The organism is Bradyrhizobium sp. SZCCHNR2028, from assembly GCF_032380995.1.
GTDB lineage: Bacteria > Pseudomonadota > Alphaproteobacteria > Rhizobiales > Xanthobacteraceae > Bradyrhizobium.
This window is the reverse complement of sequence record NZ_JAUHJF010000027.1, coordinates 1-15,630: the sequence shown is the minus strand read 5'-3', so window position 1 is coordinate 15,630 and position 15,630 is coordinate 1. Positions and strand designations below refer to the sequence as shown.

Annotated in this window: 21 protein-coding genes; 13 read left to right on the top strand and 8 right to left on the bottom strand. The window is 64.6% G+C overall.

Going from position 1 to position 15,630, the window contains the following annotated elements; genetic code table 11:
• The first annotated feature begins 201 nt into the window (after nt 1–201).
• The 5 genes from QX121_RS28430 to QX121_RS28410 all read left to right on the top strand — a co-directional run bounded on the left by QX121_RS28430 (nt 202) and on the right by QX121_RS28410 (nt 4,078).
• Nucleotides 202–933 (top strand): amino acid ABC transporter permease, encoded by a 732-nt coding sequence (locus tag QX121_RS28430; protein ID WP_315813618.1) that lies wholly within the window; start codon nt 202–204, stop codon nt 931–933.
• A gap of 1 nt (nt 934) precedes the next feature.
• On the top strand, nt 935–1,627 hold the full coding sequence (locus QX121_RS28425; RefSeq protein WP_315736525.1) for an amino acid ABC transporter permease: 693 nt from the start codon (nt 935–937) through the stop codon (nt 1,625–1,627).
• Nucleotides 1,628–1,636: 9 nt separating this feature from the next.
• Entirely contained in the window at nt 1,637–2,368 is a 732-nt protein-coding gene (locus QX121_RS28420) for an amino acid ABC transporter ATP-binding protein (protein ID WP_315736526.1), read from the top strand.
• Between the two features lie 152 nt (nt 2,369–2,520).
• A complete protein-coding gene (locus tag QX121_RS28415; protein ID WP_315779090.1) occupies nt 2,521–3,381 on the top strand; it encodes a D-amino-acid transaminase in 861 nt (286 codons plus the stop codon).
• A 103-nt stretch (nt 3,382–3,484) separates the two neighbouring features.
• Nucleotides 3,485–4,078, top strand: a complete 594-nt coding sequence (locus tag QX121_RS28410; RefSeq protein ID WP_315796018.1) for a DUF1080 domain-containing protein — start codon at nt 3,485–3,487, stop codon at nt 4,076–4,078.
• Here the strand turns inward: QX121_RS28410 and QX121_RS28405 are convergent.
• The 3 genes from QX121_RS28405 to QX121_RS28395 all read right to left on the bottom strand — a co-directional run bounded on the left by QX121_RS28405 (nt 4,065) and on the right by QX121_RS28395 (nt 5,664).
• Nucleotides 4,065–4,214, bottom strand: coding sequence for a hypothetical protein (locus QX121_RS28405; protein WP_315736529.1), 150 nt, complete (start codon nt 4,212–4,214; stop codon nt 4,065–4,067). The two genes, QX121_RS28410 and QX121_RS28405, sit on opposite strands and share 14 nt — an antisense overlap.
• 77 nt (nt 4,215–4,291) lie before the next feature.
• The gene (wrbA, locus tag QX121_RS28400; protein WP_315779088.1) at nt 4,292–4,891 is read right to left on the bottom strand and encodes an NAD(P)H:quinone oxidoreductase; all 600 of its coding nucleotides are present in this window, start codon (nt 4,889–4,891) and stop codon (nt 4,292–4,294) included.
• Between the two features lie 74 nt (nt 4,892–4,965).
• Entirely contained in the window at nt 4,966–5,664 is a 699-nt protein-coding gene (locus QX121_RS28395) for a pirin family protein (protein WP_315754620.1), read from the bottom strand.
• 128 nt (nt 5,665–5,792) lie between these two features.
• Between QX121_RS28395 and QX121_RS28390 the strand changes: the two genes are divergently transcribed.
• Together QX121_RS28390 and QX121_RS28385 are read left to right on the top strand one after the other, a co-directional pair.
• A complete protein-coding gene (locus QX121_RS28390) occupies nt 5,793–6,701 on the top strand; it encodes a LysR family transcriptional regulator (RefSeq protein WP_315813617.1) in 909 nt (302 codons plus the stop codon).
• Between the two features lie 20 nt (nt 6,702–6,721).
• A complete protein-coding gene (locus tag QX121_RS28385; RefSeq protein ID WP_315813616.1) occupies nt 6,722–7,306 on the top strand; it encodes a hypothetical protein in 585 nt (194 codons plus the stop codon).
• Between the two features lie 50 nt (nt 7,307–7,356).
• Here the strand turns inward: QX121_RS28385 and QX121_RS28380 are convergent, their stop codons facing one another.
• The 3 genes from QX121_RS28380 to QX121_RS28370 all read right to left on the bottom strand — a co-directional run bounded on the left by QX121_RS28380 (nt 7,357) and on the right by QX121_RS28370 (nt 9,544).
• Complete coding sequence (locus QX121_RS28380) at nt 7,357–7,824, bottom strand: YbaK/EbsC family protein (RefSeq protein WP_315736534.1); 468 nt, start codon at nt 7,822–7,824, stop codon at nt 7,357–7,359.
• Nucleotides 7,814–8,560 (bottom strand): haloacid dehalogenase type II, encoded by a 747-nt coding sequence (locus tag QX121_RS28375; protein WP_315813615.1) that lies wholly within the window; start codon nt 8,558–8,560, stop codon nt 7,814–7,816. The genes QX121_RS28380 and QX121_RS28375 overlap by 11 nt, the downstream gene beginning before the upstream one ends.
• A gap of 99 nt (nt 8,561–8,659) precedes the next feature.
• Nucleotides 8,660–9,544 (bottom strand): amidohydrolase family protein, encoded by an 885-nt coding sequence (locus QX121_RS28370; protein WP_315754629.1) that lies wholly within the window; start codon nt 9,542–9,544, stop codon nt 8,660–8,662.
• A 254-nt stretch (nt 9,545–9,798) separates the two neighbouring features.
• Between QX121_RS28370 and ykgO the strand changes: the two genes are divergently transcribed.
• From ykgO to QX121_RS28355, 3 genes are all read left to right on the top strand, one after another.
• Nucleotides 9,799–9,924 carry a type B 50S ribosomal protein L36 gene (gene ykgO, locus QX121_RS28365; RefSeq protein WP_006611362.1) on the top strand — a complete coding sequence of 42 codons (126 nt, stop codon included), beginning with the start codon at nt 9,799–9,801 and terminating at the stop codon, nt 9,922–9,924.
• Between the two features lie 96 nt (nt 9,925–10,020).
• Nucleotides 10,021–10,650: a tetratricopeptide repeat protein gene (locus QX121_RS28360; RefSeq protein WP_315736537.1), complete on the top strand. Its 630-nt coding sequence runs from the start codon at nt 10,021–10,023 to the stop codon at nt 10,648–10,650.
• 100 nt (nt 10,651–10,750) lie between these two features.
• The gene (locus tag QX121_RS28355; protein WP_315813614.1) at nt 10,751–11,005 is read left to right on the top strand and encodes a hypothetical protein; all 255 of its coding nucleotides are present in this window, start codon (nt 10,751–10,753) and stop codon (nt 11,003–11,005) included.
• 28 nt (nt 11,006–11,033) lie between these two features.
• Here the strand turns inward: QX121_RS28355 and QX121_RS28350 are convergent, their stop codons facing one another.
• The gene (locus QX121_RS28350; protein ID WP_231319498.1) at nt 11,034–11,216 is read right to left on the bottom strand and encodes a hypothetical protein; all 183 of its coding nucleotides are present in this window, start codon (nt 11,214–11,216) and stop codon (nt 11,034–11,036) included.
• Nucleotides 11,217–11,467: 251 nt separating this feature from the next.
• Between QX121_RS28350 and QX121_RS28345 the strand changes: the two genes are divergently transcribed.
• A complete protein-coding gene (locus QX121_RS28345; protein ID WP_315813613.1) occupies nt 11,468–12,424 on the top strand; it encodes an alpha/beta hydrolase in 957 nt (318 codons plus the stop codon).
• 65 nt (nt 12,425–12,489) lie between these two features.
• Here QX121_RS28345 and cycA read toward each other — a convergent pair whose 3' ends face one another.
• The gene (cycA, locus tag QX121_RS28340; RefSeq protein WP_315736540.1) at nt 12,490–12,885 is read right to left on the bottom strand and encodes a cytochrome c-550 CycA; all 396 of its coding nucleotides are present in this window, start codon (nt 12,883–12,885) and stop codon (nt 12,490–12,492) included.
• 208 nt (nt 12,886–13,093) lie between these two features.
• Here cycA and QX121_RS28335 point away from each other — a divergent pair, with 208 nt between their 5' ends.
• Both QX121_RS28335 and QX121_RS28330 read left to right on the top strand, forming a co-directional pair.
• Nucleotides 13,094–14,587: an FAD-linked oxidase C-terminal domain-containing protein gene (locus tag QX121_RS28335; protein ID WP_315813612.1), complete on the top strand. Its 1,494-nt coding sequence runs from the start codon at nt 13,094–13,096 to the stop codon at nt 14,585–14,587.
• A gap of 812 nt (nt 14,588–15,399) precedes the next feature.
• A partial coding sequence (locus tag QX121_RS28330; protein ID WP_315813611.1) for a hypothetical protein occupies nt 15,400–15,630 on the top strand: 231 nt, incomplete at its 3' end.

Genomic DNA, 15,630 nt, shown 5'->3' with positions numbered 1-15,630 from the left:
GTGAGGTCGCAGCTCTCGCGCCGAATTCGATGCGCCCCCCTCCCCCTTGCGGGGAGGGGTCGGGGGTGGGGGTCTCAGGAAAGACTGCCCGTGTGGACCCCCCACCCCGACCTCCCCCGCAAGGGGGGAGGGAGCGCAGCGAGTTTTTGGCAAAGACTGTGTAATGCGACTTGCGAGCTAATTCCCTCTCAGGATGTCCCCGTGAACTACACCTGGAACTGGCACATCTTCCTGGAGCCGAACCCGACCGGGGCCGGCACCTATTTCGACATGCTGCTGTCGGGGCTGAAGGTCACCATCGTGACCTCGCTGTCGGCCTGGGTGATCGCACTGATCTGCGGCACGATCGTCGGCATCCTGCGCAGTCTGCCCTCGAAATTGGCGACCTGGATCGGCTTCGCCTATGTCGAGTTCTTCCGCAACATGCCGCTGCTGGTGCAGCTGTTCCTGTGGTTCTTCGTGCTGCCGGAGCTGCTGCCGCAAACCGCCGGCCTGTGGCTGAAACAGATGCCGAATGCGCCGTTCTATACGGCCGCGGTCGGCATCGGGCTGTTCATGTCGGCGCGCGTCGCGGTGCAGCTCGCGGCCGGCATCGGCTCGCTACCGCGCGGCCAGAAGCTGGCGGCGACCGCGCTCGGCCTCACCACCTTGCAGGCCTACCGTTACGTGCTGCTGCCGATGGCTTTCCGCATCATCCTGCCGCCGCTGACGTCCGAATTTCTCAACACGGTCAAGAACAGCGCCGTCGCAATCACGATCGGTCTGATCGAGCTGACGGGCGCTGCGCGCGCCATGCAGGAATTCTCGTTCCAGGTGTTCGAGGCCTTCAGCGCCGCCACCTTGATGTATCTCGTCATCAACGTCATCGTCGTGATCGGCATGCGGCTCCTGGAGCGCGCAGTGGCGGTCCCTGGCTACATCACGGGCAAATGAGATGCTGGCCAATTTCGATTTCGACGTCATCCGCCGCTCGCTGAGCTATCTTTTCATCGACGGCATGACCTTCACGCTGACCTTGACGGCGCTGTCGGCGACGGGCGGTCTTGTGTTCGGCACCCTGATCGCGCTGATGCGGCTGTCCGGCTATCGGGTGATGGGCTTTATCGCCGGGCTCTATGTCGACTTCATGCGCTCGCTGCCGCTGGTTCTGGTGATCTTCTGGTTCTACTTCCTGGTGCCCTATATCGGGCAGTGGATCACCGGCTCGTCGCGGCCGATCAAGGTCGGCGCGTTCGCGTCCTCCCTGATCACCTTCATCCTGTTCGAGGCGGCCTATTTCTCCGAGATCATGCGCGCCGGCATCCAGTCGATCTCGCGCGGCCAGCCGGCCGCGGCCTCGGCGCTCGGCCTGACCTATGCGCAGACCATGCGCTACGTCGTGTTGCCGCAGGCGTTCCGCAACATGCTGCCGGTGCTGCTGACGCAGACCATCGTGCTGTTCCAGGACACGTCGCTGGTCTACGTGCTCTCGATTCCGGACTTCCTCGGCGCAGCCTCGAAGGTCGCCCAGCGCGACGGCCGTCTGGTCGAGATGTATCTGTTCGCGGCCCTGGTCTACTTCACCATCTCCTGTGTCGCGTCCTACGGCGTCCGCCGCCTGCAGTCGCGCATCTCCATCATCAGATAGTCGGCTCCCATGATCGAAATCAGCCACGTCAACAAATGGTACAGCCCGAGCTTCCAGGTGCTGAAGGACTGCACGACCTCGGTCGCCAAGGGCGAGGTGGTGGTGGTCTGCGGCCCCTCCGGCTCCGGCAAGTCGACCCTGATCAAATGTGTCAACGCGCTGGAGCCGTTCCAGGACGGCGTGATCACGATCGACGGCCTCAAGGTCAATGATTCCAAGACCAACCTGCCGAAGCTGCGCTCGCGGGTCGGTATGGTGTTCCAGCACTTCGAGCTGTTTCCGCATTTGAAGATCATCGACAATCTCTGCCTCGCCCAGCAGAAGGTGCTGGGTCGTGGCCATGAGGAAGCGACCGCGAAGGGCATGAAGCTCTTGGATCGCGTCGGGCTGAAGGAGCAGGCGCAGAAATTTCCGGCGCAGCTCTCCGGCGGCCAGCAGCAGCGCGTGGCGATCGCACGTGCGCTCGCCATGGATCCGATCGCGATGCTGTTCGACGAGCCGACCTCGGCGCTCGATCCGGAGATGATCAGCGAGGTGCTCGACGTCATGGTCGATCTCGCCCGCGAGGGCATGACCATGATGGTCGTGACCCACGAGATGGGCTTCGCCAGGAAGGTCGCCCACCGCGTCATCTTCATGGACCGCGGCGAGATCGTCGAGGACGCCAAGAAAGAGGATTTCTTCGGCCAGCCGCGCAGCGAGCGGGCGCAGCAGTTCTTGTCGAAGATCCTGTCGCATTAGCACTTACCGTCGTTCCGGGGGCGCGCAACGCGCGAACCCGGAATCTCGAGATTCCGGGTTCGATGTTGCGCATCGCCCCGGAATGACGGCGAGAGTAACAATTGGTGTACGCAGATGGCTTTGCGTGCGCAGATGAGAATGGAGACACGTCCTTGGACCCGATCGCTTACGTCAACGGCGCCTTCGTGCCCCTGTCCGAGGCCAAGGTCTCGGTCCTCGATCGCGGCTTCCTGTTTGCCGACGGCATCTACGAAGTGGCGGCGGTGCTCGATGGCAAGCTGGTCGACAGTGCCCCGCATCTTGCTCGCCTGGAGCGTTCGGTCGGCGAGATCGGGCTGGCGTTGCCGGAGAGCCTGGCGCGGATCGAGGAGCTGCAGAAGGAGCTGGTCGCACGCAACCGGCTCGACCAGGGCATGGTCTATCTGCAGGTGACGCGCGGCGCCGACAAGGGCCGCGACTTCCCGTTTCCCAAGGGCGACGTCAAGCCGACCTTGGTGATGTTCGTCACCGCCAAGGACATCATCAATGCGCCCTCGGCGAAGACGGGAATTGGCGTCATCACCGTGCCCGACATCCGCTGGGCGCGCCGCGACATCAAGAGCGTGGCGCTGCTCGCGCAGGTGCTCGCGAAGCAGGCGGCCGCCGCGGCCGGGGCCGGCGAGGCGTGGATGGTCGAGGACGGTCATGTCACCGAGGGCGGCTCGTCCTCGGCCTTCATCCTGACCAAGGACGACGTCATCGTGACGCGGCCGAACTCGAACGCGATCCTGCCGGGCTGCACCCGCAAGGCCGTGGTGAAGCTCGCCGAGGAGCGCCAGCTCAAGGTCGAGGAGCGGCCATTCACGGTGGAAGAGGCGCTCGCGGCGAAGGAAGCCTTCATCACCAGCGCGAGCTCGTTCGTGCAGCCGGTGGTCACGATCGACGGCAAGCCCGTCGGCGACGGCGAGCCGGGACCGGTGGCGGCGCGGCTGCGCGAGATCTATGTCGATTTTGCGCGCGCCACGGCGGTGTAGTTGGAGGAGACGATAGAGCAGGTGCAGCATCGAAACCCGTTTGAATTGTCCGGCGCTTTGCTATCGTGGCGACGAACGAAACAGAAATCAGGGAGGAGTTTCGATGCGGTATCGCTTGAGTGGGCTCGCGGCCGGACTATTGATTGCGGGCGCAGGCATGACGGGAGCGGCATTGGCCGATGACGGCTGGGTGACTCTGGTCGACTCCACGACCAAGGCCGACTTCACCGAGGTCGGCAAGGCCAATTGGGAGATGAAGGACGGCGCGCTGTCGGCCGACAAGCTCGACGGCAAGGATCCATCGTATCTGGTGACCAAGGCGAGCTACAAGGACTTCCAGATCAAGGCCGAGTTCTGGGTCGATGACGCCGCCAACAGCGGCATCTTCATCCGCTGCGACCAGTCGGCGAAGATCGACTCCAACATCTGCTACGAGGTCAACATCTTCGACAAGCGGCCCGATCCGAAATACGGCACCGGCGCGATCGTCGACGTGTCCAAGGTCGATCCGATGCCGAAGGCCGGCGGCAAGTGGAATACCTACGAGATCACCGCCAAGGGCACGCGGCTGACCGTGATCCTCAACGGCGAGAAGACCGCCGATGTCGACGACAGCAAGCACGCGGCGGGACCGATCGCCCTGCAATACGGCTCGGGCGTCGTGAAGTTCAGGAAGGTGCAGATCAAGCCGCTGTAGCGGCCGTGCATTCCGGGCAGCGGCGCTGGCCGCGGCTGGCGCGGTAGAGGCTCTTGCAGTACCAGCGGCGCGCCATCATCTGCAGGGGATGGCGGGCCAACCGGGCCAGCGTCACCAGTTCGAGCATGGCGGGCATTGCGGACTCCTCTCCTACTTTCCAACTCTTGTGAAATGGGGCGGCACTTCGTTTGCGGAAGTGCCGCCCCAGTCGCATCAGCCATGCAGCTTCTTTGCGGTCTCGGCGATGACGCGGCCCTGATAGCGCGCCCCCGCCAGCTCGTTCGCGCTCGGCTGCCGGCTGCCGTCACCGCCGGTGATGGTGGTGGCGCCATAGGGCGAGCCGCCGGTGACCTCGTCGAGCTTCATCTGGCCGGCGAAGCCGTAGTTGAGGCCGACGATGGTCATGCCGAAGTGCAGCAGGTTGGTGATGATCGAGAACAGGGTGGTTTCCTGGCCGCCGTGCTGGGTCGCGGTCGAGGTGAAGGCGCCACCGACCTTGCCGTGGAGCGCGCCCTTGGCCCACAGGCCGCCGGCCTGATCGAGGAAGTTGGCCATCTGCGAGGCCATGCGGCCGAAGCGGGTGCCGGTGCCGACGATGATCGCGTCGTAATCGGCGAGCTCCTCGACCTTGGCGATCGGGGCAGTCTGGTCGAGCTTGTAGTAGGAGGCCTTGGCAACGTCGGCCGGCACCAGCTCGGGCACGCGCTTGACGTCCACGGTGGCGCCGGCCTCGCGGGCGCCTTCGGCCACCGCGTTGGCCATCGCTTCGATGTGGCCGTAGGCGGAGTAGTAGAGAACGAGAACCTTGGTCATGGCAGTCTCCGTGGGGCGAGGATGATCGGGAAGAGCGTCCCGGCCGGATGCCCGGCCGGGATCGCGTGAGACGGTTAGGCGGCGTCGACGAGCACCAGCTCGGAATCTTCGAGCGCGGTGATCTTCAGCGTGGCCTCGTCGCGGATGGCGGCGCCGTCGCGGGCGTTGACTCGGACGCCGTTCACTTCGACGCTGCCGGCCGCGGGCACCAGATAGATGTGCCGGGCCTTGTCGGCGCTGTACTCGGCGGTCTCGCCTGCCTTCAGCGTGGTGCCGAGTACGCGCGCCTTGGCGCGGATCGGCAACGCGTCGCCGTCATCTGCGAAGCCGCTCGCCAGTGTGACCAGCTTGCCGGAGCGGTCGGACTTCGGGAACGGCTTGGCGCCCCAGGTCGGCTGGCCGCCATCGGTGGCAGGCTCGATCCAGATCTGGAAGATCCGCGTCGTGGTCGGCTCCAGATTGTACTCGGAGTGGCGGATGCCGCTGCCCGCGCTCATCACCTGGACGTCGCCGGCCTCAGTGCGGCCCTTGTTGCCGAGGCTGTCCTGATGCGTGATCGCGCCTTCGCGGACATAGGTGATGATCTCCATGTTCCGGTGCGGATGTGCAGGGAAGCCGGTGTTCGGCGCGATCTCGTCGTCGTTCCAGACCCGCAGGGCGCCGTGGCCCATGTTGCTGGGGTCGTAATAGTTCGCGAACGAGAAATGGTGCTTGGCCTTCAGCCAGCCGTGGTCGGCGCCGCCCAGCGCCGCAAAGGGCTTCAATTCGATCATGGGTTTGCTCCGTTGTTGCACGTCGGCCGCGAGCCGCCGTGCCGTTGGGCACTGGAATAGGCTGACGATCCGAGTATAGAAATAGAAACTATTGAAACCCATTGTTTCCAAAAGTGAGATTGCCGCCAATGGCGCGACTTCCGGATTTCGAGGCGATGGCGATCTTCGCCAAGGTCGTCGAGCTGCGCTCCTTCGCCGGCGCGGCGCAGGAGCTGAGCCTCTCCAAGGCGTCAGTGTCGAAGGCGGTGAGTCGGCTCGAGGAGCGTCTGGGAACGCGGCTGTTCAACCGCACCTCGCGCCGTCTGGCACTGACGGACGCCGGACAGCGCCTGTCCGAGCGCGCGGCGCAGCTGCTCGCCGATGGCGAGGCGGCGGAGACCGAGGCGCTGGCGCAGTCGCTGACGCCCCGCGGCCTGGTGCGCTTCGCCGTGCCGATGACCTTCGGCGTCAAGAAGATCGCGCCGCTGCTGCCGGCTTTCCTTGAGCAGTATCCTGAGGTCTCGATCGACCTGCACATGAGCGATGCGACCGTCGATCTCATCGGCGAGGGGTTCGATCTCGCGCTGCGCATCGCGCGGCTGCCGGACTCATCACTGGTGGCGCGCCGCCTCTGCGCGATGCCGCGCTACACGGTGGCGGCGCCGTCCTATCTGAAGCGGCACGGACGGCCGACGCATCCGATGCATCTTGCCGAGCACAAATGCTTCGGCTACGCCTATCTCTCCACCGCCGGCGTCTGGCACTACACCAACGCGGCCGGCGAGCAGGCCAGCGTGCGGCCAGCTGGACAGCTGCGCGTCAACAATGGCGAGGCGGTGCTGCCGGCGGTCATCGCCGGCCTCGGCATCGCCGACCTGCCGGACTTCATCGTTGGCGACGCGATCGCCTCGGGCGAGGTCGAGGTGATCCTGAAGGGCTGGAGCCAGCCCGAAGGGGCGATGCATCTGGTGATGCCGCCCGGCGGCCCGCGCCCCGCCCGGGTCGAGGTGCTGGCGGAGTTCCTGGTCAAGGAGCTGGCGAAAGGGAAGCGCAAGTGACGTTCGGGGGAGTGGTTTCCATGTGGAAGCAGCTGCCGAGCGCCGTTGCAAGGTGCGCCGTCGCTCTCGGAATCATTGGGTTTTTGCTACCGCTCGGATTGGGGGTGTTTCCGGACGATTGGCTGAATGCGATCGAGCTTCCAAACGCGCTTGGCTCGGCCCGGGTTGCAGCTCCAAATGGACGCGTGTTTGTTGCGAGCGAGCCGTTGGGGAGAGTGCAGCGCTATGGTCCCCAGGGCTTCGAGCGAGGTTTTTACGTCGGTTCGCAAGGCGGCGCCTTCGATATCGGTGTCAGTGACGCGGGAGATGTGCTGATCTGCTCCGTGCGTGCACGTGCGTTGATCGTCTACACACAAGACGGCGTCGAGACCGCCCGGCGTGGACCCTGCACCTTCAACGACGCAAATGGTGGACTCATGCCCGCGTCCCGGAGCTATGAGCGCAACGCTCGAGTGCCGGAAATCGCTTTCGGATGGTTCGGACTGCTGGCGGTGCCGCTCTGGCATCCGTTCGTTGCATGGTTCATGGCGCTCATGGGGGCGCTATTTTTGAAGTCGGGCACCGCTCGCTCGCAAGACAGTGAGCTTTCGTCAGTCGCCAAATGAGCGCACGACGCGATGAAGCTGCCGCGCCTGGTATCATTTCGGTGCGACGACTAAGTCGCGACCTCGCAAACGTCGACCCATTCGGCCGATGTCAGCTCGGCCATGCGGTCCGGCGTGATCTTGACGGCGCTATGGGTCGAGCCTGCCGCCGGCACGACGATGTCGAAGGCTTTCAGCGAGACGTCGCAATAGACCGGCAGCGGCGATTTCAGCCCGAACGGACAGACGCCGCCGACCTCGTGACCGGTGATGTCGGCGACCTCGTCGAGGCCGAGCATCTTCGGCTTGCCGCCGAACTGCGCCTTGACCTTCTTGTTGTCCATCCTTGCGTGGCCCGCGGCGACGATCAGGATGACGCGCTCGCCGACGCGCAGCGACAGCGTCTTGGCGATGCGGGCCGGCTCGACACCATAGGCTTCCGCCGCGAGCGCTACGGTGGCGGAACTCTGGCTGGAGACGAGGACGTCGATGTCGGGGGCTTTTTCGGTGAAGAAGGCGCGGACGGAATCAAGGCTCATGTTTGGCGACGATCTCGGGCAGTTCGGATAGCGCAGCAATACGATAGTCCGGCGCAAAACCCAACTCGTCCATCTGGCTGCGCAGCGCCTTGAACAGGGTGAGCGGCGCGACGAGGTCGGTCTTGTTGCAGGCAGCCGCCATGGCGTCCGGGGTGACGCGCTCGATCCAGGCGACGTTCAATCCGAACGCCTTGGCGCCGCAGACGTCCCAGGGGTTGGAGGATACGAACAGCACCTCGTCGGGTGTAAACCCGAGCGTCTCCTCGATCAGCGCGTACGCCTGGGGACTCGGCTTGAAGATCTTCCGGGCATCCACGCTGATGACCGCATCGAGCGGAGCATCGAAGCCGCTGGCCTTGACCAGGCTGTCGAGCATCGCAGGGCTGCCGTTGGAGAGGATCGCGAGCCGATGATCCTTCATCGCGGCGAGCGCAGCCCTCGCATCGGGGTAGGGATCGAGATCGAGATATTTGGCGATGATTCGGTCTCGCGTCGCGGCATCGGCCTGCAGGCCCAGAATGCGCAGCGTGTAGCTCAGCGCGTCGCGGGTCACGACGGCGAAATCCACGTAGCGCTGCATCAGCGAGCGCAGCCAGGTGTATTCGAGCTGCTTGATGCGCCAGATCTGCGTGATGATGTCGCCATGGCCGGGAAAGGCCTGCTCGGTCACGGCCGCTACCGACTGGATGTCGTACAGCGTGCCATAGGCATCGAAGACCACGGCTTTGAAGGGCACGGCGCTCACCTGATCGAAAGCATACAGGCGCTACGGCTGATGGCCACCGCGCCTGCGGATGATAGCATGATGGCTGACGAAACGAGCCGCCGGACGGTCTCAGATCCCGAGCAGCTTGCGGGCGTTGGCCTTCAACACCTTCGGCCGGATCTCGTCGCGAATCTCGAGTTTGGCGAAATCGGCGAGCCAGCGGTCGGGGGTGATCACCGGCCAGTCCGAGCCGAACAGCATCTTGTCCTGCAGGATCGAGTTGATGTAGCGCACCAGGATCGGCGGGAAGTACTTTGGCGACCAGCCCGACAGGTCGATATAGACGTTCGGCTTGTGGGTCGCCACCGACAGCGCCTCCTCCTGCCAGGGGAAGGAGGGATGGGCGAGGATGATCTTGAGGTCGGGGAAGTCGGCCGCGACGTCGTCCATGTACATCGGGTTGGAATATTTCAGCCGCATCCCCATGCCGCCCGGCATGCCCGAGCCGACGCCGGTCTGGCCGGTGTGAAACAGTGCGATCGCGCCGCCGTCGTTGATCGCCTCATACAGCGGATAGGCCAGCCGGTCATTGGCGTAGAAGCCCTGCATCGTCGGGTGGAACTTGAAGCCGCGGACGCCATACTCCTCGATCAGCTTGCGCGCCTCGCGCACGCCGAGCTTGCCCTTGTGCGGATCGATGCTGACGAAGGGGATGAGGACGTCGAGATGGTCGGAAGCGACCTCGAGCATCTCGTAATTGTTGTAGCGCCGAAAGCCGGTCTCGCGCTCGGCGTCGACCGGGAAGATCACCGCGGCGATGTTCTTGGAGCGATAATAGGCGGCGGTCTCCGGCACCGTCGGCGGATGCTTGTGCGGCGACTTGAAGTAGTCGGCCATCTGGGCCTGGAAATCGTCGTAGCCGTCATCCGCATGCATGCCGCAGGGCTCCTCGGCATGGGTATGGATGTCGATGGCGACGACATCGTCGATCTTGGGCAGAGCGAGCTTGGGCATGGGCGTTCCCGGCGGTTGGTTCTTGGCTTTGGAAAATTGATTATATGATATAACAAATTTGGCAATCGCCAAGTTGGATCGAGGGGCGCGTCGCCGGCCGGTTCTGTTGAAGCCGGGGCCCGCCATGATTGACATCCGGCGGGCTGGTGGTTAGAAACCGGCCAATCCGGGCGACTTGGTCGCTTGCGGAACTCCCTTTGTATTTGCCACTTCCGGCCTGTCCAACACGGCCTTTCAACGTATCAGGATGTCCCATGAAGGTCCGTAACTCGCTGAAGTCGCTGCGTGGCCGCCATCGCGCCAACCGTCTGGTCCGCCGCAAGGGCCGCGTCTATGTGATCAACAAGGTCCAGCGCCGCTTCAAGGCGCGCCAGGGCTGATCCCGTAGATCTCCCCTCGAGAAGAGGGGCCTCCTCACAGGTCTTTGAGGCGCGTGCTGCTTTGCAGGACGTGCCGACTGCGTTTAGACTTGGGGCATGGCCAAGCGATCCTTGCGGGCGATTCTTCTCGCCGTTGTCGTCATTTCGGTACCGCATCTTGCCTTTGCGCAGGGGGAGCCGCGGGCCGGCGTCAAGCCAAAGCCGCCCGAGGCTCCGGCCAAGCTGCCGAAGATCGGCGCCGACAAGACCAAGGGCCTCGATTTCCTGTTCGGTGCCCTGAAGGCGGCGCCCGACGAGATCAGCGCCAAGCATGTCGAGGCGCGGATTTGGGCGATCTGGCTGCAGACCCCCAGCGATACCGTCGCCCTGCTGATGTCGCGCTCCAAAGCCGCGATGGACGCGAAGCAGAACGAAGTTGCGCTCAAATTGCTCGATTCGGTGATCAAGCTCCGGCCCGATTATGTCGAGGCCTGGAACCGTCGTGCGACCATCTATTACCTCCAGAACGATTACGGCCGCTCGCTTGCCGACATCCAGCAGGTCCTGCTGCGTGAGCCGCGGCACTTCGGCGCGCTCGCAGGTCTCGGCATGATCATGCAGGATCTGGGCGAGGAGAAGCGGGCGCTGGACGCGTTCCGCAAGGCGCTCGAGGTCAATCCGCATCTCGACAAGGTGCCGGAGCTGGTGAAAACCCTCACCGAGAAGGTCGAGGGGCGCGACATCTAGCCGTAACGGCCGATTAACCACGTCTGGGCGGCCGTCCTTGTCGGTCCGGCCACGCGAACCTAGCTGCCTCTCAACGATGGATCTCGGCAGGAGAGACGCGATGCGGCGGGCGGTGCTGACGGCAGCGCTGGTGACGACGACGATGTCGGCCGCCTGGGCCGAGGATCCGGATCTGTTCTGGGTGGTCGGCAACCGCGCCACCAATCGCTGCGAGATCGTGACCAGCAATCCGGTCGTCACGATCATGGGCGACATCTGGTTCGCGTCCGGCCCCTTCAAATCGAAGGATGACGCCAAGCTCGCGAGATCCACGATCAACGCGTGCCCGAACAAGGACATGACGCAGGAGGACTGATCGGCTCGCCCGCGAGCGGGCCGGCGGCTCAGTGGAACGCGGTGCTGCGGCGGTCCGGCAGGCCGTACTGGGCGGCCGCGGCATAGAGTTGTGCGATCTCGGCCTCGAGATGCTCGTTGACCAGCAGCAGCGCCTTCAGCGCGCCGCGAAGGTCGCCGTTGCAGCTCGCGACGATCTCGTCGATGGCTGCCTCGCTTGAACGAAAGCTCATCGGTAACCCCCTCCCAAAACACCAAACTAAACGCAGGGCCGGTCATCGTGCTTCGACTGCGCAATGACCCGACCGCAAGTAATTCACGGCCATCGGCTGATTGCGAGGAAATGTCCTGACCATGGTTATAAAATGGCCGACGACGCCATCATGACAGGATTCGCGGGCGAAATGACGGGAGGCGGGTGCCGGCGCCGCAACCTGCTGCGATCTGACCCGTATCTGTCCAGGTGACAGGCAGAAAATCATCAATGATTTCAATACTCGTAGTGGGGGCCCTGGGGCTGCTGGCGCTGCTGACCCAGGCTGGCGTCGTGCTGATGGAAAGACGCTATCCGGCCCAGGGAGAGGCGGTCGAGGTCGGTGGGGCGACCATCAATCTTGTGGATATCGGGCCGCGTGACGGGGAGCGGCCGCCGCTTCTGCTTGTCCACGGCGCCAGCTCGAACCTCCAGGCGATGCGCAGGCCGCTCGGCGACCTGCTCGCCCGGCGTCATCGGGTGCTCCTGGTCGACCGTCCCGGCCACGGCTGGAGCCCGCGCGATCGCGCCGAGGATTCGACGCCCGCGGTTCAGGCCCGCATGCTGGACGAGGCGCTGGCCCGGCTCGGCATCGGCCCGGTGATCCTCGTGGTCCATTCCTGGAGCGGTGCGCTCGGCCTGCGCATGGCGCTCGACTTCCCTGACCGGGTCGCGGGCCTCGTCATGCTGGCGCCGGTCGCCTATCCCTGGCGGGGCGGGGTCGGGCAGTACAATGCGGCCGTCACGACGCCGGTGGTCGGGCCCTTGCTGGCGCATACGATCACGCTGCCGCTCGGCCTGGCGCTGATGGCGCCTGGTGCCCGCGGCGTGTTCGCGCCGCAGGAGATGCCGGACGATTTCGTCGACCGGACCGCGACGCCGCTGTTGCTGCGGCCGCGCGAGTTCCTGGCCAATGCGCGCGACCTCGTCACCCTGAAGCAGGCGGTGATCGAGCAGGCGCCGCGCTATGGCGAGATCAAGGTGCCGGTCACGATCCTGGCCGGCGATGCCGACAGGACGGTCTATACCGAGATCCATTCCCGGCCGCTCGCGCGGGTCTTGCCCCAGGCGCGCCTGATCGTCGTGCCCGACCTCGGGCACATGGTCCAGAATGCGGTGCCGGAGCTCGTGGTGGGCGAGGTCGATCGGATGGTCAGCGCGCTCACAGCCGTCGAAGCGGCACCCTGATGATGGAAAGGCCCCGGCGTCTGCCGGGGCCTCCAGGTCTCGAGCGGAGGGCCGCGGCCGGCCGCTTACTGCTTCTGCTTGCCGTCCTTGTCGAACGACGCGACATAGGCCCAGAGATTGTTGATCTCGGTCTCGTTCTTGATGCCCGCGAAGGTCATCTTGGTGCCGGGGATCTTGGCCTTCGGGTCCTTGATGTATTCCTTGAAGACCGCCTCGTTCCAGGTGATGCCCGAGTTCTTGTTGGCTTCCGAATAGTTGTAGTCCGGCGCGCTGCCCGACTTGCGTCCATCGAGGCCGTTGAGTTCCGGACCGACCTTGTTCTTCGCGCCTTCGCCGATCGCGTGGCAGGGCAGGCACTTGTTGAAGGACGTCTTGCCGGCGGCCGCATCCTGCGCCAGCGCGGCAGACGCCAGCGACGACGAGGCGAGGATGACGAGCGCGCTCAAAGTCATTTTCTTCATGGATCAGGCTCTGTGGGTTACGAGACGAGTTTGCGCGCAGGTTGTGGCATGGCCTCAGGCGACGCACAAGCGGGGAAGCGCTGAGGCAAATCAGCATAATGGCTGAGTTTGTTGCTCTGCCGCAAACTCCGATGCTGATCCGCTGCCTATCCAAACCGTTTCCGTTGTGATTGATATGCCAGGGCAAATCGAGGGCCGGAGGAACGCGATGGCGATCATGATGCCGGAAGCTGATCGGGCGGTGCTGGCGCGCCGCGACGAGATCGTTGCTGCACTGCGCGCAATCGTGCCGGGCGAAGGCGTCATCGACAGCGCCGCCGAGATGCTGCCTTACGAGTCCGATGGGTTGATGGCCTACCGCCAGCCGCCGATGGTCGTGGTGCTGCCGGAGACCACTGCGCAGGTCTCGCGAGTCCTGAAATATTGCCACGAGCAGGGCATCAAGGTGGTTCCGCGGGGCTCGGGGACGTCGTTGTCCGGCGGCGCGCTGCCGCTGGCCGATGGCGTGCTGCTCGGGCTCGGCAAGTTCAAGCGCATCCGCGACATCGACTTCGACAACCGCGTCGTCGTCACCGAACCCGGCGTCACCAATCTCGCCATCAGCCAGGCGGTTGCGCATGCCGGCTTCTACTACGCACCCGATCCGTCCTCGCAGATCGCCTGCTCGATCGGCGGCAATGTCGCGGAGAATTCCGGCGGCGTGCACTGCCTGAAATACGGCATGACCACCAACAACGTGCTCGGCTGCGAGATCGTGCTGATGACCGGTGAGGTCCTGCGCATCGGCGGCAAATGCGCCGAGAACGCCGGCTACGACCTGATGGGGCTGATCACCGGCTCCGAGGGCCTGCTCGGCGTGGTCACCGAGGTGACGGTGCGCATCCTGCAGAAGCCGGAGACGGCGCGCGCGCTGATGGTCGGGTTCGCCGAGGTCGAGGCCGCCGGCGAATGCGTCGCCCGCATCATCGGCGCCGGCATCATTCCCGGCGGCATGGAGATGATGGACAAGCCCGCCATCCACGCCGCCGAAGCCTTCGTTCATGCCGGCTACCCGCTCGACGTCGAGGCGCTGCTGATCATCGAGCTCGACGGCCCCGGCGTCGAGGTCGACGAGCTGATCGGCCGCGTCGAAACGATTGCAAACGCCTGCGGCTCGACCACCTGCCGCATCTCGACCTCCGAGGCCGAACGCAATTTGTTCTGGGCCGGCCGCAAGGCGGCGTTTCCCGCCGTCGGCCGGATCTCGCCGGACTATCTCTGCATGGACGGCACCATCCCGCGCGGCGCGCTGCCGAAGGCCCTGGCGCGCATCCGCGAGCTCTCGGAAAAATACCAGCTCGGCTGCGCCAACGTGTTCCATGCCGGCGACGGCAACCTGCATCCGCTGATCCTGTACGACGCCAACAAGCCGGGCGAGATGGAGCGCGCGGAAGCCTTCGGCGCCGACATCCTGCGCTGCTGCGTCGAGCTCGGCGGTGTCCTGACCGGCGAGCACGGCGTCGGCATCGAGAAGCGCGACCTGATGCCGGAGATGTTTTCCGAGATCGACCTCAACCAGCAGCAGCGGGTGAAGTGCGCCTTCGACAGCCAGGGTTTGCTCAACCCCGGCAAGGTCTTCCCGACCCTGCATCGCTGCGCCGAGCTTGGGCGCATGCATGTCCATGGCGGCAAGCTGGCGTTTCCGGATTTGCCGAGATTCTGAAAAACGCGCGGGAGAGCAGGGCGGCATCGTTTGGTGTCTGCTCGATCTCACGTCCCGCAAATGCTGGAGACCCTCATGGTGAGGAGGCGCGATAGCGCCGTCTCCAACCATGAGGCCACCGTACGGGCCTCGCCCTTCGAGACGCCCGCCTGCGGCGGGCTCCTCAGGGTGAGGAGCGGAAGTCGTGCCCAGAACACGTACCGTGTAGATCGATCCAGCACTCTCGCTCTCTCCATGACCACGCTGCTGACGGTCCATGTGCCGCGCCGCTCTCGGAGCTGAACCCTCATGGTGAGGAGGCGCGCAGCGCCGTCTCGAACCATGAGGCCCGTCCAGCCATGCCGACGGCGTGAGGTCCATATCCCAGGCAATATCGGACATGACTTCGCATCCCCGCGGCGCATGACGCCCGGATCGTGCGATCGTCCGCCCTCCAAAACAAACGAGAGGGCGCAGGGAATGCCGGGTGAAGGCCTCACCCATGGCCCGCCTGCGAAAAAAATGCAGGCGGCAGGTACCACAGGTTCAGCCGAACATCCGGCATTCCCCGCGCGGCGGTCTTAACGCTTATACGTGCTCGCCTCGGGGATCGGCGTTCTTGTCCCCGTCGCCTGCCAGCCCCGCAAAGGGCACGACACGCTTGGCCTCAGCACCGGGAGGCCAGGCCCACACGATTTCACGTCCGCGTCGACGTCGTTCGTCGGCATGATCAGATCACGCTGCGACCCGACACGGCCACCGCATCCCCACCTCGCATATCGTGACGACCGCGCGTACGCCCCTCTCGGTGAGGCGGGATGGGGGAGTCATACATGAGTTCTGTAAAAACGAAAGCGGAGATTTTCAGCGCCAGGGGAGTCCTTCCGTTCCTCGTTGAAATAGCTCGCGAAATGAGTTTATCCGGGCGGGGCGATTTGGCCTTCGTCCGTCGCCTTTGTGCGCCGAGATCACGCAAAATCGGAAAGGTGATTTGCCCGACGAGGCTGGGCAAGAACTCAGTGTTCACGGTAAGATTTGGGGGCATGACGAATCGGCCGTTCAAG

Coding starts and splice junctions, on each gene's coding strand:
- QX121_RS28425 (WP_315736525.1), top strand. CDS start 935: ATGCTGGCCAATTTCGATTTCGACGTCATCCGCCGCTCGCTGAGCTAT.
- QX121_RS28420 (WP_315736526.1), top strand. CDS start 1,637: ATGATCGAAATCAGCCACGTCAACAAATGGTACAGCCCGAGCTTCCAG.
- QX121_RS28410 (WP_315796018.1), top strand. CDS start 3,485: ATGCGGTATCGCTTGAGTGGGCTCGCGGCCGGACTATTGATTGCGGGC.
- QX121_RS28405 (WP_315736529.1), bottom strand. CDS start 4,214: ATGCCCGCCATGCTCGAACTGGTGACGCTGGCCCGGTTGGCCCGCCAT.
- wrbA (WP_315779088.1), bottom strand. CDS start 4,891: ATGACCAAGGTTCTCGTTCTCTACTACTCCGCCTACGGCCACATCGAA.
- QX121_RS28395 (WP_315754620.1), bottom strand. CDS start 5,664: ATGATCGAATTGAAGCCCTTTGCGGCGCTGGGCGGCGCCGACCACGGC.
- QX121_RS28390 (WP_315813617.1), top strand. CDS start 5,793: ATGGCGCGACTTCCGGATTTCGAGGCGATGGCGATCTTCGCCAAGGTC.
- QX121_RS28385 (WP_315813616.1), top strand. CDS start 6,722: ATGTGGAAGCAGCTGCCGAGCGCCGTTGCAAGGTGCGCCGTCGCTCTC.
- QX121_RS28380 (WP_315736534.1), bottom strand. CDS start 7,824: ATGAGCCTTGATTCCGTCCGCGCCTTCTTCACCGAAAAAGCCCCCGAC.
- QX121_RS28370 (WP_315754629.1), bottom strand. CDS start 9,544: ATGCCCAAGCTCGCTCTGCCCAAGATCGACGATGTCGTCGCCATCGAC.
- ykgO (WP_006611362.1), top strand. CDS start 9,799: ATGAAGGTCCGTAACTCGCTGAAGTCGCTGCGTGGCCGCCATCGCGCC.
- QX121_RS28360 (WP_315736537.1), top strand. CDS start 10,021: ATGGCCAAGCGATCCTTGCGGGCGATTCTTCTCGCCGTTGTCGTCATT.
- QX121_RS28355 (WP_315813614.1), top strand. CDS start 10,751: ATGCGGCGGGCGGTGCTGACGGCAGCGCTGGTGACGACGACGATGTCG.
- QX121_RS28350 (WP_231319498.1), bottom strand. CDS start 11,216: ATGAGCTTTCGTTCAAGCGAGGCAGCCATCGACGAGATCGTCGCGAGC.
- QX121_RS28345 (WP_315813613.1), top strand. CDS start 11,468: ATGATTTCAATACTCGTAGTGGGGGCCCTGGGGCTGCTGGCGCTGCTG.
- cycA (WP_315736540.1), bottom strand. CDS start 12,885: ATGAAGAAAATGACTTTGAGCGCGCTCGTCATCCTCGCCTCGTCGTCG.
- QX121_RS28335 (WP_315813612.1), top strand. CDS start 13,094: ATGGCGATCATGATGCCGGAAGCTGATCGGGCGGTGCTGGCGCGCCGC.